Origin of the sequence: Sphingobacterium corticibacter (genome assembly GCF_003076635.1) — a bacterium.
In the GTDB taxonomy this organism is placed as follows: domain Bacteria; phylum Bacteroidota; class Bacteroidia; order Sphingobacteriales; family Sphingobacteriaceae; genus Sphingobacterium; species Sphingobacterium corticibacter.
In genome coordinates this window covers 661,416-675,335 of record NZ_QDKG01000001.1, presented here as the reverse complement: position 1 = coordinate 675,335, position 13,920 = coordinate 661,416, and the positions used below count along the sequence as shown (strand labels likewise).

Annotated in this window: 12 protein-coding genes; 9 read left to right on the top strand and 3 right to left on the bottom strand. The window is 41.6% G+C overall.

Annotated elements, in window-relative coordinates:
• Positions 1 to 7 precede the first annotated feature (7 nt).
• A complete protein-coding gene (locus DC487_RS02855; protein WP_116774427.1) occupies positions 8 to 838 on the bottom strand; it encodes a 1-acyl-sn-glycerol-3-phosphate acyltransferase in 831 nt (276 codons plus the stop codon).
• 221 nt (positions 839 to 1,059) lie between these two features.
• On the opposite strand from DC487_RS02855, the gene DC487_RS02850 reads away from it, so the two are divergent.
• The 9 genes from DC487_RS02850 to DC487_RS02810 all read left to right on the top strand — a co-directional run bounded on the left by DC487_RS02850 (position 1,060) and on the right by DC487_RS02810 (position 11,407).
• Positions 1,060 to 1,722 carry a CBS domain-containing protein gene (locus DC487_RS02850; RefSeq protein WP_116774426.1) on the top strand — a complete coding sequence of 221 codons (663 nt, stop codon included), beginning with the start codon at positions 1,060 to 1,062 and terminating at the stop codon, positions 1,720 to 1,722.
• Between the two features lie 44 nt (positions 1,723 to 1,766).
• On the top strand, positions 1,767 to 2,657 hold the full coding sequence (locus tag DC487_RS02845) for an NAD kinase (RefSeq protein ID WP_116774425.1): 891 nt from the start codon (positions 1,767 to 1,769) through the stop codon (positions 2,655 to 2,657).
• A gap of 145 nt (positions 2,658 to 2,802) precedes the next feature.
• Positions 2,803 to 3,540 (top strand): isoprenyl transferase, encoded by a 738-nt coding sequence (locus tag DC487_RS02840; RefSeq protein WP_116774424.1) that lies wholly within the window; start codon positions 2,803 to 2,805, stop codon positions 3,538 to 3,540.
• A gap of 116 nt (positions 3,541 to 3,656) precedes the next feature.
• Entirely contained in the window at positions 3,657 to 6,236 is a 2,580-nt protein-coding gene (locus DC487_RS02835) for a BamA/OMP85 family outer membrane protein (protein WP_116774423.1), read from the top strand.
• 310 nt (positions 6,237 to 6,546) lie between these two features.
• Positions 6,547 to 7,083: an OmpH family outer membrane protein gene (locus tag DC487_RS02830; RefSeq protein ID WP_116774422.1), complete on the top strand. Its 537-nt coding sequence runs from the start codon at positions 6,547 to 6,549 to the stop codon at positions 7,081 to 7,083.
• Between the two features lie 88 nt (positions 7,084 to 7,171).
• Positions 7,172 to 7,711, top strand: a complete 540-nt coding sequence (locus DC487_RS02825; protein ID WP_239016307.1) for an OmpH family outer membrane protein — start codon at positions 7,172 to 7,174, stop codon at positions 7,709 to 7,711.
• 154 nt (positions 7,712 to 7,865) lie between these two features.
• A complete protein-coding gene (locus tag DC487_RS02820; protein ID WP_116774421.1) occupies positions 7,866 to 9,161 on the top strand; it encodes a (Fe-S)-binding protein in 1,296 nt (431 codons plus the stop codon).
• 72 nt (positions 9,162 to 9,233) lie between these two features.
• On the top strand, positions 9,234 to 10,028 hold the full coding sequence (locus DC487_RS02815) for a (Fe-S)-binding protein (protein ID WP_116774420.1): 795 nt from the start codon (positions 9,234 to 9,236) through the stop codon (positions 10,026 to 10,028).
• Between the two features lie 143 nt (positions 10,029 to 10,171).
• Positions 10,172 to 11,407, top strand: coding sequence for a porin (locus DC487_RS02810; protein ID WP_116774419.1), 1,236 nt, complete (start codon positions 10,172 to 10,174; stop codon positions 11,405 to 11,407).
• Between the two features lie 32 nt (positions 11,408 to 11,439).
• On the opposite strand, the gene DC487_RS02805 is transcribed toward DC487_RS02810, so the two are convergent.
• Both DC487_RS02805 and DC487_RS02800 read right to left on the bottom strand, forming a co-directional pair.
• The gene (locus DC487_RS02805; RefSeq protein ID WP_207774299.1) at positions 11,440 to 12,762 is read right to left on the bottom strand and encodes a mechanosensitive ion channel family protein; all 1,323 of its coding nucleotides are present in this window, start codon (positions 12,760 to 12,762) and stop codon (positions 11,440 to 11,442) included.
• A gap of 95 nt (positions 12,763 to 12,857) precedes the next feature.
• Complete coding sequence (locus DC487_RS02800; RefSeq protein WP_116774418.1) at positions 12,858 to 13,739, bottom strand: OmpA family protein; 882 nt, start codon at positions 13,737 to 13,739, stop codon at positions 12,858 to 12,860.
• Positions 13,740 to 13,920: the final 181 nt, after the last annotated feature.

The window sequence follows — 13,920 nt, the reverse complement described above, 5'->3', positions numbered from 1 at the left end:
TCTCTATCTATTTGGTCTGCGCCATGTCGTACACTAATGTACGCACTTCTTCAGCCCATGCACGTTCATTCTTCGAAGCATCAAAGTTGGTATATGGTATACGCTTCCCAATTACAATCTTTACCCGCTTGTTTTTTTGTGAGAACATCTCATCGGGCAAATACAGCATTTCAATATTGGCTTTGATACCCAATTGCTGTCTTAATCGCGCCAAGTTGTAAAAAAAGTTGGAATTCTTTCCATCAATATACACTGGCACAATATCTTTTTTATACTTCTTCGCCTTGGATATGAAACTTTTCTTCCATTCCAAATCCTGAATTTTGCCATCTATCTTGCGCGACACCAAGCCTGCTGGGAACACCAGTAAAGCTTGATCGGAAGCGTAGGCATTCTCGATTGCTGCAATGCCACTTTTACTTTGACCACCTAGCTTGTTGACCGGGATGAATAGTGGTTCTAGATTCCGAACATTCAATAGAATATCGTTCACCAAAAATTTGACATCTTTCCGGTATCGGCCAATAGCCTGCATAAAAGCCACTCCATCCAAACCACCTAACGGATGGTTGGACGCAAATATGACGCTATCTGTCAACGGGATGTGTTCCGCCCCTTCTAGGACAACCTCGACGCCAAGTTCATTAAGCAGTGAATCCACGAAATCCAACCCATAGTCATCCTTATATTCGCGCATGATATAATTGATATCATCCTCGTGTATCACACGCTGTAAATAACTAATGAGAGGTTTGGGAATCCACTTGGCTAGTGTTGGGTTTTTTTTATGAATAACGTTCCGTATCTCTATAAACTTTTCTTGCTCTACTGATTTCATAAAGTGATAAATACCCTACTCCTTTGTCGTAAAAATACATAATTTATGACATCTACGAATAACTTTGAGAAAAAAAGTACAGTCAGAACCCTCCCGATTAGGTATGATCCCCTGAATGTTATTAACTTAGCATAAGTCAAGAAGCTATACAACAAAAATGTGACGTATTAAACGTTGGCGCTAATCATAGTCTAACTAGGTAATAACGAACGAGGAACAGCATGTATATAGGCGAAATAATTTCTAACTTTTATGCAGAGGTCAATCCGAAAGATACGGTGGCTCATGTATTACATCGCATTAGTGAATTTCACTTTCATCAGCTACCGATTGTACAGGACGGTGAGTTTATAGGCTTGGTTCGCGAAGATGATTTGCTGGCGGAAGAAGACGAATCCAAAGCCGTTGGCGATATTAAGCGCACTTCACCGCTGGTGTATGTATATGATTACCAGCATATTTTTGATGGCTTGCAGATTATGGCCATACATGATCACGATATTCTGCCCGTACTTACCAAAGATCACAAATATTTAGGTATCATTTCTCAGAAGGACATACTTAAAGCGCTCAACCATACCTTAGCCAATAACGAAGCAGGCGCCGTGATTGTATTGGAAATGGATAGCCGCGACTACACCCTGTCGCAGGTTTCGCATATTATCGAATCGGAAAATACCCGCATACTGAGTATTTCGTCACGTCAACTACCTGATTCCGACCGTATAGAGATGACGATCAAGGTGAACAAAAATAATATTGCCGCCATTGTTGCCTCATTATGGCGCTTTGATTACGTGGTGAAAGCAACATTTAATGATGGTAGTGATAAAAATGACATTCAAGATCGGTACAATCTTTTGATGAACTACCTAGAATTATAATGAACAATTATTGCGACATTTGCCCGCTGTAACTATTTGCTCACATGAAAACAACCATAGCCATCTATGGACGCGAATTTAATCCTTCCGTCAATTCTTACGTAGAAGAATTATTTCGTTTTCTGGCTGCACGTGATATTGACGTCTATATTTACGCACCATTTTTCGCTTTTCTGAAAGATGAGTCCTATTGTCCGCCGCATTTTAAAACTTTCAACACCTTAAAAGACGTTGCTCAGCCGATCGATTTTATGCTTGGTTTGGGTGGCGATGGCACGATGCTATCAGCAGTTTCGCTCATTCGCGATTCGGGTATTCCGATCGTAGGGATCAACTTTGGTCGACTCGGATTTTTGGCCAATATTGCCAAAAATGATATCCATCAAGCATTGGAAGAAATCCTGAATGGCGAATATACCATACAATCTCGCTGCGTACTTTCGGTTTCTAGCCCTGAAGATGAATTATTTGGAGACGAAAACTTCGCCCTAAATGACATCACTGTATTCAAATATGATACCTCGGCCATGATCACAGTGCAGGCAAATTTGGATCAGCAATTGTTAAACGATTATTGGGCAGATGGATTAATCATTGCGACTCCAACCGGATCTACCGCCTATTCTTTAAGTTGTGGTGGCCCTATTATCATGCCCGGTAGCGGCAATTTTGTAATCACTCCGGTATCTCCCCACAACTTAAACGTGAGACCTATCGTCATTTCGGCCGAATCGGAATTGGATCTAAAGATTGATAGCCGTACGGAAAAATACATCTTGAGCTGTGATTCTCGGAGCAAAACGTTACCAAGCAGCACAACTTTGCGCATCAGAAAAGCGGATTTTGAAGTGAACCTTATTCGTTTGAAAAAAGATCAATACTTCAGTATTCTGCGCGAGAAACTTCTTTGGGGATTAGATGTACGCAATTATTAGTTTTATTCTACCTATTTATTAGCATCCATCTACGCACTTACAAATAGCTGTTACCATATTAGCGAAAGATACTTCACGTAAAAAAAGCTATCTTTACGCCCAATACAAAGCTTGCAGATACTAAAAGCATTTTCACGAATAAAGAATGGATTTCAAAAACAAAATCAACAAGGACACCCTACCTCAGCACATCGCGATTATTATGGATGGCAACGGACGCTGGGCGCGAGAGAAAGGAGAAGACCGCGTTTTTGGCCACCAGAATGGTGTAAATTCGGTTCGCGAAACGCTAGAAGGATGTGTGGAGATTGGCGTACCCTTCGTCACCCTATATGCTTTCTCTACCGAGAATTGGAATCGTCCAAAAGAAGAAGTGCAGGCATTAATGGAAATCCTAGTGCATTCGCTCTCCACGGAAGTAGAAACCTTCAAAAAAAATCGCGTGAAGTTGCATGCTGTGGGTAATATCGACGATTTGCCTGCGCACTGCCAACGTACGCTGCAAGAAACCATCGACCAGACCGAAGATCACGCTGTATGTACCTTGACGCTTGCGCTGAGTTATGGCGCGCGCGCAGAGATTCTGCAAGCGACGAAAAAAATTGCACAACGTGTGCAAAATGGCGAGCTGGCTACAACAGATATCACCGAAGAATTGTTTTCCGAAAATCTATACACCAAGGGTCTTCCAGATCCTGATTTGATGATACGCACGAGCGGTGAACAACGGATTAGCAATTTCATGTTGTGGCAGATGGCCTATACCGAATTTGCATTTTTACCGATTATGTGGCCCGAATTTACGCGCGAAAATCTGTATGAATGCATATATAACTACCAAAACCGAGAAAGAAGATTCGGTAAGATTAGTGAACAATTGTAAGATTTGTTTACTTTTGACCCTTTGCCTCGTTTTAACACTTCTTAAAGCTTGCGATCGGTCTTTTAACATAAATTAACAAGAGATTGGTGTACTTTAGCACCGACAATAATTAGTAGATGAAGCACATATTTGTTAAACTCGCCTTTATAATCTCCGCACTTTCCGTTTTTTATTCTGCCCAGGCTCAGACACCTGGAAATCGCCCTATTAACCTTAGCGATCCTGACGAACTTTCGTACTTGAACCAGAAAAATTTCATCATTGCCGGAGTGGATGTAAAGGGAGTAGAATACTTGGACAAAGACGTCCTAATCACCATTTCAAAATTAAACGTAGGCCAATACATTGAGGTACCGAGTGAACAAACCGCCAATGTAATTAAAGACCTCATGGCCCAGAACCTTTTTGAAGAGGTGCAGCTTTATGCGACGAACATCCAAGGCGAGAATATCTTCCTAGAGATTCGCGTGGTGGAAAGACCTCGTTTGGCAGGAATTACTGTCGAGGGATTAAAGAAAAGTCAAGCAGAAGAGGTACGTAAACGTCTAAATGCTGGTTCCGGCAAGATTGTAAACGAAAATTTGCTGCGCACCACACGTACTACGATTGAAAAGTATCTTCGAGAGAAATCATATCTGTACCCAGATATTACCATCACCACCGCACCAGATTCCGTCCAAGCCAACTACGAAACAGTAACGGCTAAGGTAGAAAAGAACAACAAAATTAAAGTACGTGATGTCAACTTCACGGGTGCTGAAAACTTCAGCAACCGCCAATTGCGGAAGTTTTTGAAAGGCGTAAAACCACGCGCATGGTTTCGCATATTTGGACCAGGCCGATTCAAAGAAGACAAATACCAAGAAGCTAAAGAGAACCTCATTGCTAAAATGCAAGACAAGGGATACCGTGATGCGGAGATCTTGCGTGATAGTATCTGGCGCTATAATAAAAAACGCATCAACATTGACATCGACTTATATGAAGGGCCACGTTACTACGTCGGCGACATTACTTGGACTGGAAACTCTAAATATCAAGATTCCATCTTAAATCTCATATTTGGCATCAGTAAAGGTGATGTATACAGTGAAGAAAAGATCAATGCTAGATTGCAAGGCCCTACCCGCGCCAGCGATGATATAGCGGCTTTGTATCAGAATGATGGTTATCTTACCTTCTCGATTGAACCGATCATCAAACGCATCTCCAAAGACACGATTGATCTGGAAATCCAGATGTTTGAGGGGAAGCAATACACGATCAATAATGTAATTTTGAAAGGTAATGATGTCACGAATGATCGCGTCGTCTTACGTTCTATATTCCTGAAACCGGGGATGAAATATTCCAGAGAGGCATTGGTAAGTAGTATCCGAGAGATTTCGCAGCTCGGTATGTTTGACGAACAAAAAATCACGCCAAACCCAGCGAAGAATCTCAACATGGAAGAAGGTACAACCGACTTGGAGTTCACCGTTGTCGAGAAAGCTTCTGATCAAGTGGAATTGTCCGGTGGTTACGGTGCTGGACAGGTGATTGGTACCTTAGGATTAAACTTTAACAACTTCTCGACGAGTAACTTCTTTAAGAAAGATTCGTGGAAACCTCTTCCACGTGGAGACGGTCAGAAATTCAGTATCCGTGGGCAAACTTCGGGTAGAAGATATCAGTCATACAACTTCTCATTCTCTGAACCTTGGTTAGGTGGTAAAAAACCGATTTACTTCGGTTTGAATGCATATGTATCTAATATGCGAGAAATGTTTTTCCAAGGATCGCAATGGGTAGAAAGAGAGAATGCACCATTCATTAATATGCACGGGGTTACTGCTACCTTGGGTAAGCGTTTGCAATGGCCAGATCGTTATTTCCAGATCAACAGCTCACTATCTTTCCAACGTTATGTATTGAATAACTATGCCGGATTATTCTTGTTTGCTGATGGAGATTCGTACAACATTAACTTTACGCAAGAGATTAGCCGTAACACGGTAGATGCACCCATCTACCCTACATCTGGTTCTAACATCAAGTTGAGTGTTCAATTGACGCCACCATACTCACTATGGAACAATGTTGATTATGCCACCGCTCCTGCTAATGAAGTTTACAAATTTGTGGAATACCACAAATGGAAGTTTGACTCACAATGGTATACGACCATCGCTGGCAAATTAGTCTTAAAATCCCAAGCGCAATTTGGTTATTTGGGCATGTATGGCGGTGACGCGCCTATTTCACCATTCGAGCGTTTCGTATTGGGTGGTGATGGTATGCAAGGATTTGACTTCTTACAAGGTACCGAGATTATCGCGATGCGTGGTTATGCAAATGGTACTGTTATTCCAGAATCTACTGGAGGTGGAAGTGCACAAAATATTGCGGTACGTTCTGGTTCCCCAATCTATGCTAGATACCAATTGGAGCTTCGCCATCCGATCATGTTAAATGAGCAGGCTACAGTATTCGCATTGGCATTTGCGGAGGCGGGTAACACATGGAATAATTTCCGCGAGTTCAATCCGTTTAAAGTACGCCGTACCATGGGTATTGGTGCTCGTATCTTCTTACCGATCTTCGGTATGTTGGGTATCGATTACGGACACGCTTTCGATCCGATTCCAGGTATGCCAGAAAGCCGTTGGAGACAGAACTTCACCTTTAGTATCATCCAGAATATGGGTGGTTTCTAGCCAAAATCATCAAGGAAAAATTAACGGAGGTTATCTTTTGCGAGATAATCTCCGTTGTTTTATATGCCTATAGACAAGATGTAGCAATCGGGCTAGTTCGTTTCGTTTGATTTATTGGCAGTGACGTCCGTTAAATTTAAGTTAAAAATGGACGACAGTACCTTTTAAGCATGATTATTTTTTGTTACTTTGCGACGTGACGTGTTTAGAAGTATACAGTTTACACTTTTTGAAATTTGGATAATTTAAACTTTTTGAAGTTTCAATTGTCAGAAGAATTATAAACGGGAAAAAATTAAAGCATATATCGATGAAAAAGATTCTTATGATTACAGCAGTTCTGGCGCTAACACTTAGCGTAGGTTTTGCACAACAGAAACTAGCTTATGTTAATTCCGAATATGTTTTAAAACACATTCCAGAATACGCAGCTGCGCAAAAGCAATTAGATGATCTTTCTACCAAGTGGCAAGAAGAAGTAGATGGAAAATATGCAGAAATAGAGCGCTTGTACAAAGCGTATCAAAACGATCAAACATTATTGAATGATGATATGCGTAGACGCCGCGAAGATGAGATCGTGAATAAAGAACGTGAAGTGAAAGACTTGCAACGCAAGCGTTTTGGTTTCGAGGGCGAATTATTCAAACAACGTGCTCAACTGATTCAGCCTATTCAACAACGTTTAACCAAAGCGATCCAAGATATCGCGGCAGCAGAAAGTTTAGATTTAATTTTAGACAGAAGTACGGAAGCTACATTCTTATTCGCTAATCCAACATTGGATAAAAGTAATGCGGTCATTACCAAGCTTGGCTACAAACCAAATCCTAAACTAGCGGATTAAGTTTTTTTTAGTATAATTGCGCAAACTAATAAGATTAACAGAATAAACAGAACAACAAACTTATCGCAGTATAAGATTTTAGATTAACATGAAAATGATGAAAAATGTATGGAAAGGTGTAGCTGTAGCAGCGGGATTATTCGTAGCTACACAGGTGACGAATGCTCAGCAGAAAATTGGACACATTAACTCGCAAGAGTTGATGCAAGCTACTCCTGAATTCAAAACTGCGCAAACTCAAATTCAAACTTTGAGAGAAACAAAGGAGAAAGAGTATCAAGGAATGCTGGAGCTATACCAGAAAAAACAAACGGAAGCGAACGAAAAGGCTATGAACCGTAGCGAAGCGAACAAAGCTACTTTGGATACAGAAATCCAAGGCTTAGTGGCAGAGATGCGCCAAATGGAAGAGCGTATCCAAGCAACTAATGGTCAAGCACAAGAAGAGCTTCAAAAGAAATACCAGGAGTTAATGAACCCAATCGAAACCAAAGTGATCAATGCGATCAATACGGTAGCAAAAGACAAAGGCTATGCTTATGTTTTAGATTTGGCTAGCGGAAGTGTATTCTACTTCGATGGTGGTGATGATTTGACACCAGACGTTAAAGCTAAATTGGGAATCTAATCTTCCCACCTAAACTTTTCGAGAGCCGCTACAAGAACTGTAGCGGCTTTTCTTTGTTATCTACCCAAGCAATTTTTATTTCTTCTAAATAGAATATTATGCACGCATAGTATTCTAGGATTTAATATATTTGTATTATACTGATTATAAAACGATGATAGCTCAACTCCTATTTGCGATATTATTAGTTTTTGCGGGATGGTTATTCTACAAAAATGCTTCGAAGATATTTCGTAACATTCGTTTAGGTCGATCGGTGAATCGATTCGATTCGCCCGCAGAACGTACCAAGACGATGTTACTAGTGGCTTTTGGTCAGAAGAAAATGTTCAAAAGACCGATTCCTGCCCTACTTCATCTTTTTGTATACCTCGGTTTCGTGATTATCAATATTGAGATGCTGGAGATCGTGATCGACGGTGTCATCGGAACGCATCGGGTATTTGCATTCATGGGTAGCTTCTACAATTTTTTGATATATAGTTTTGAGTGGTTGGCTTTTTCCGTATTCACGGCATGTGCGATATTCTTAATACGCCGTAATATTTTACGTGTAAAACGTTTGAATCAGAGAGAACTCAATAATTGGCCAAAAACCGACGCAAACCTGATCTTGGCTGCTGAAATTTTACTAATGGCTGCATTCCTATTGATGAACGCATCAGATTACAAATTACAAGGCTTAGGAGCAGAACACTACGTCGTTGCAGGAAGCTTTCCAGTGAGCCAATATCTTACCGGTATACTGCCATCCGACGTGGGCACTTTGATCGTCTTGGAGCGTTTCTTTTGGTGGTTTCATATTATAGGAGTTTTAGCGTTCTTAAACTATCTGCCAATCTCTAAGCACTTACACATTCTGCTTGCATTCCCCAATACGTACTTCAGCAATTTGAAACGCAAAGGACAGTTTGATAATATGCCAAGTGTGACCGCGGAGGTAAAAGCGATGTTGGATCCATCCTTGCCACCGCCAGATGGTGAAGTCTCTCGCTTTGGTGTAAAAGATGTCCATGATTTGACTTGGAAAAACTTACTCGACGCCTATACCTGTACAGAATGTGGTCGTTGTACAGCTTCATGTCCGGCAAATATTACGGGCAAGCTGCTTTCACCACGAAAGATCATGATGGATACACGGGATCGCTTAACGACTGTTGGCAAAAACATAGATCTTAACAAAGGCGAGTTTGTAGACGATGGAAAATCGTTGATTGACACACATATTACTCGAGAAGAGATCTGGGCTTGTACAACTTGTAACGCTTGTGTAGAAGCCTGTCCAGTTAATATTGATCCATTACAGATCATAATGGGTTTACGCCAATACGCTATCATGGAAGAGTCGAAAGGGCCTTCTAGCATCAACAACATGCTCGGCAATTTAGAAAATAACGGTGCACCTTGGAAATATGCACAAGCAGACCGAGCCAACTGGACGAATTCTTAGTACTCATTCATAGCGATCATAAAAATAGAAACTGCCTAAGACGGCTATTCCACCTTTAACGATACAGCATACATGGAAAATCAACTTCATATACCCACCGCAGCCGAATTACTAGCTAAAGGCGAATCCCCTGACTTACTTTTCTGGGTAGGTTGTGCAGGTAGCTTTGACGAACGAGCGCAGCGCATAACACGAGATATTTGTAAAATCTTACATCATGTAGGCATCAAATATGCCATATTGGGTACAGAAGAAAGCTGTACTGGCGATCCGGCCAAACGTTCGGGGAATGAGTTTTTATTCCAAATGCAAGCCATGATGAACATTCAAGTGTTGGATGGCTATGCCATCAAAAAAATTGTGACTGCCTGCCCGCACTGTTTCAACACAATCAAAAACGAGTATCCAGAATTGGGTGGACACTATGAGGTGATTCATCACACCCAATTGATCCAATCGCTCATCGATGAAGGAAAACTCAAACCAAATGATGGACATGCTTTCAAAGGCAAGAAGATTACGTACCACGATCCTTGCTATTTAGGCCGAGCTAATGAAGTTTACGAAGCGCCAAGAAAGGTATTGGAGACCTTGGATACGGATTTGGTAGAGTTAAAGCGCTGTCGCAGTAATGGGTTGTGCTGTGGGGCTGGCGGTGCGCAAATGTTTAAGGAACCAGAGGCAGGCATTAAAGACATCAATTTAGAGCGCATCGAAGACGTGATAGAATCCAAAGCCGATGTGGTTGCTGCTGCTTGTCCATTTTGTATGACAATGTTGCGCGACGGTGTTAAAATAAAAGAAAAAGAAGATACCATCCAAGTATTGGATATTGCTGAGATAACCGTCAAAGCGAACAATATTTAATTCTATTAATTTTGCGCAGTCCCATAAGGATATCTTCATTATTATCACGTTAAAAGACAGGCATTCGGTACTATATTAAAAATTTAGCTGTAGTTTTGTACCGCTTTGCTTACAAAGGCTAGCAGCTTCTATTAGTGAAAATTATGTGGTATCAAGCGACCTCTTCTTACGGGCGAAAACTTCGCCTCTTTTCTCTCTTTATTCTTTTTCTCACCAATTTACTGGTACAACCATCAGTACACGCGCAAGAGCGAGATGACCGTGCAACGCTAGGAAACTTCAAGGGAATCCAGTTCATGAGTCCGGACAGTTTGTTTTATACCAACTTCCGTTTTCGGATGCAAAACAGATTGCGTTATACCAACGTATTGGATGAGCAGAGCAATAATGAATGGGAAGCGCGCGTGCGCAGGTTACGATTGCGGATGGATGGCTACATCTATACGCCAAAAATATCATACAGTGTACAGCTCGCATTTACACGAGGAGACCAAGATTTTGATGATACTGGAGTGCCCAACATCGTACGTGACGCCGTGATGTTCTATAATTTCACAGACGATTTCTACGTTTCCTTCGGCCAAAACAAGCTGCCCGGAAACCGCCAAAGGGTAAATTCATCGGGTCAACTACAGTTCGCCGAGCGTTCGCTAGTCAACTCAGCCTTTAATATTGATCGTGATTTTAACCTCACGATGCACCTTAACAAGCAGATTAACAATATGCCGGTACACGCCAAGTTTGCGGTTTCGACCGGAGAAGGACGCGTGGCCGTGACGACTGACGATGGCTTGGCCTATACCGGTCGAGTAGAGTTTTTGCCATTAGGAGATTTCACCAATGATGGCGACTATTCCGAAGGGGACTTAGAACGTGAACCAACACCAAAATTGTCCCTTGCTGCTGGATATAGCTACAACGATCGCACCACGCGTTCTGGTGGACAAACAGGAAAAATGGTAGTCAACCCGATGACATTAAAAACCAGTTATGCCGATATGATATTTAAATATACTGGTTGGGCGTATATGGCAGAATACATGCGTCGCGATGTCGATAACCCACTTAACTTCTTAGAAAGCGATCCTTTGCAAGCCGTTCACGCTTACAAAGGTTGGGGTGTCAATCAGCAACTATCCTACTTGCTGCATCATGGTTATGAGATTGCCAGCCGCTATACGTATGTAAAACCGCATCGCGATATTCAAGCCGTCGAATCACAAACCGAAGTGATTGAACTTGGTTTGACCAAATACTTCAAAGCACACCGATTGAAATTTCAGGCAAATGCTTCCTATCTCTTTCGCGATGGCGTGTTCAACAACAGCAACCGCAAGGGAACTTGGGGCGGCACATTTCAAGTCGAGCTAGGTATCTAAGTTATTATCCGACGACGAATGCGATGTGCTCTTTAATTGGAAAGCATGTCTTTAGTAAAAGATTGTTTCAATTGACGGAGATCATCGGACGCTGGTGCTTCAAAGACCTCTAAATCAAAGAATTTGATTGCAGCAAATAGGTGGTCAAAGATATCCGCTAGCGCTTCTTCATAAAAAGCCCAACTGGTGCCATCCGTAAACATGTACAACTCCAAAGGAAGACCATGCTCTGTAGGTGCAAGTTGACGAACCATCACCATCGAACTTTGCTGAATACGTGGATGTGCTTTCGCATAAGCAGAAAGATAGGCACGAAACAGTCCAATGTTTGTCATTCTACGGCCGTTGACCGGCATACTTTCATCTGGTAAAAACTCATCATTGTAAGCTTGAATCTCCCCCAATCGTTGATCAATAAAATCTTGCAATAAACGAATCTGTCTTAACTGCGCAATTTCTGCATCGCTTACATAATGAATGGATGAGATCTTAACATTTACCGAGCGTTTGATACGTCGACCACCCGATTGCTGCATCCCACGATAATTGGTGAATGACTCGGTGAGCAACGTATGCGTAGGTATCGTCACAATCGTACGGTCGAAATTTCGAATCCGGATATTGTTGAGATTGATCTGCAAGACATCACCATCGGCATTGTATTTTTTCATCTCGATCCAATCCCCTACCCGTACCGAATCATTGGCAGAAACCTGAATGCTAGCAACGAAACCCAGAATCGTATCCTTAAATACCAACATCAAAATAGCAGAAGCAGCTCCCATCGAAATCAGGAAATCGCCGGGTGACTTTCCTGTAATGACGGTGAATAAGATCGTTCCACCGATGAAGTAAAGCACAATCTGCAATACTTGTAAATAGCTATCCAAAGGCTTGTCTACAAAACCGGGTTTATCTTTAAACAAATCGCGTCCAGTTTTGAACACCGAATTGATTAATCGTAATGTCACAAAGGCAATAAGGAGATTTAGCGAAGCTTCTAAAAAAGAAAGTGTGGCAGGAAATCCGCGAAACACTAAAGGCAAGAAAGCCTGAGTAATGATCAATAGAATCAATAAACTCAGATTAGAAAAAAACTTGTTTTGAACCAGTCGTTCGTGCGCATTCTGTTGCGAGCGTCGCATAATCTTGGAGAAAACTCCTATAATAATGTGGCGCACCAAGTAATCCACCATAAATAGTACGATGGCCATGGCAATCAATAAAGCGGCGGTAGTAAGAATATGCGTGAGTTGGCTATTGAGCTGCAAATGAGCGAGCTGTTGGTACGTCGTATTGTAGATTTGTGTGTTGACCTGTTCGTCAGCCAAAAATTGTTCAATCTTGTCCTTCATCCTGCAAAAATAGGAATACCTATCTGGATAACAAAAAACCCATCTTCATGCGCGTTTTGCGTGAAGATGGGTTTTATACGGTTACAAGATTTATCTTATTGCACTTCTGTACTATCTGTTGCTGGCGCTTTATCGATTAGCTCCATAAACTGATCCAGTTTTGGCGTAATGATAATCTGCGTACGACGATTGCGCGCTTTACCTTGTGCGGTAGCATTGTCGGCGATTGGGTTGTACTCACCACGACCACCAGCCGTCATGCGTTTAGGATCTACACCATAGGTATTTTGCAAAGCTTGCACGACAGATGATGCACGCAAGGTACTTAGATCCCAGTTATTGCGGATATTTTTCTGCGTAATCGGATCTGGATCGGTATTACCTTCAATCAGAACATCATACTCTCTGTAGTCCTGAATGATTTTGGCAATCTTGCTCAATGTTGCTCCTGCCTGATCAGAAATCTCATAACTGCCCGAGCGATATAGCATATTGTCGGCTAGTGAAATGTAGACAACACCTTTCAGCACCTGCACATCCACATCCTTCAATTCTTCTCTGCTCAATGAGCGCGTCAAATTATTAGTCAATACCATATTAAGCGAGTCGCTCTTATTTTTGGTATTCACCAAATGCTGAATGTACCGGTTAGAGGCATTAATCTCATCAACCAATTTCGAAATGTTAACATTTCCTTGTGTATTTTGGTTAATACTGTTATCCAACGTTCCCTGCAATCTGGCTAATGCTTCTTTCAACGAAGCATTATTACGACGCTCTGATTCCAATTGATCTTCCAAGCTTTTTACACGAGCGCGCGATTCTGCTAGCTCCACTTGACTTTGTTGATAGCGTTCCCCAAGCGCACGGTGCTCGGCTTCAAGCGCCTGATGCACCTTTTTTTTGACTCCACAAGCACTGAAAAGCATCGTTCCGATGATTAGAAATGCTAAAGGCCATATCCTTTGTTTTTTCATATTAGTTTGTATTAAATCACTTTGTACTAATTTAGATACTTAGATCGTGCCAAAATGCTAAAAAGTATTAAATTATTTATCATGAACTGCTAAACATAAACCGACATTCAGGGAGTTTTTACCGACAATCCGCAGCCATTCACCTAAAAGAACTATCAAACATAAAGCAGTACTGCTACTT

Coding starts and splice junctions, on each gene's coding strand:
- DC487_RS02855 (WP_116774427.1), bottom strand. CDS start 838: ATGAAATCAGTAGAGCAAGAAAAGTTTATAGAGATACGGAACGTTATT.
- DC487_RS02850 (WP_116774426.1), top strand. CDS start 1,060: ATGTATATAGGCGAAATAATTTCTAACTTTTATGCAGAGGTCAATCCG.
- DC487_RS02845 (WP_116774425.1), top strand. CDS start 1,767: ATGAAAACAACCATAGCCATCTATGGACGCGAATTTAATCCTTCCGTC.
- DC487_RS02840 (WP_116774424.1), top strand. CDS start 2,803: ATGGATTTCAAAAACAAAATCAACAAGGACACCCTACCTCAGCACATC.
- DC487_RS02835 (WP_116774423.1), top strand. CDS start 3,657: ATGAAGCACATATTTGTTAAACTCGCCTTTATAATCTCCGCACTTTCC.
- DC487_RS02830 (WP_116774422.1), top strand. CDS start 6,547: ATGAAAAAGATTCTTATGATTACAGCAGTTCTGGCGCTAACACTTAGC.
- DC487_RS02825 (WP_239016307.1), top strand. CDS start 7,172: ATGAAAATGATGAAAAATGTATGGAAAGGTGTAGCTGTAGCAGCGGGA.
- DC487_RS02820 (WP_116774421.1), top strand. CDS start 7,866: ATGATAGCTCAACTCCTATTTGCGATATTATTAGTTTTTGCGGGATGG.
- DC487_RS02815 (WP_116774420.1), top strand. CDS start 9,234: ATGGAAAATCAACTTCATATACCCACCGCAGCCGAATTACTAGCTAAA.
- DC487_RS02810 (WP_116774419.1), top strand. CDS start 10,172: ATGTGGTATCAAGCGACCTCTTCTTACGGGCGAAAACTTCGCCTCTTT.
- DC487_RS02805 (WP_207774299.1), bottom strand. CDS start 12,762: ATGAAGGACAAGATTGAACAATTTTTGGCTGACGAACAGGTCAACACA.
- DC487_RS02800 (WP_116774418.1), bottom strand. CDS start 13,739: ATGAAAAAACAAAGGATATGGCCTTTAGCATTTCTAATCATCGGAACG.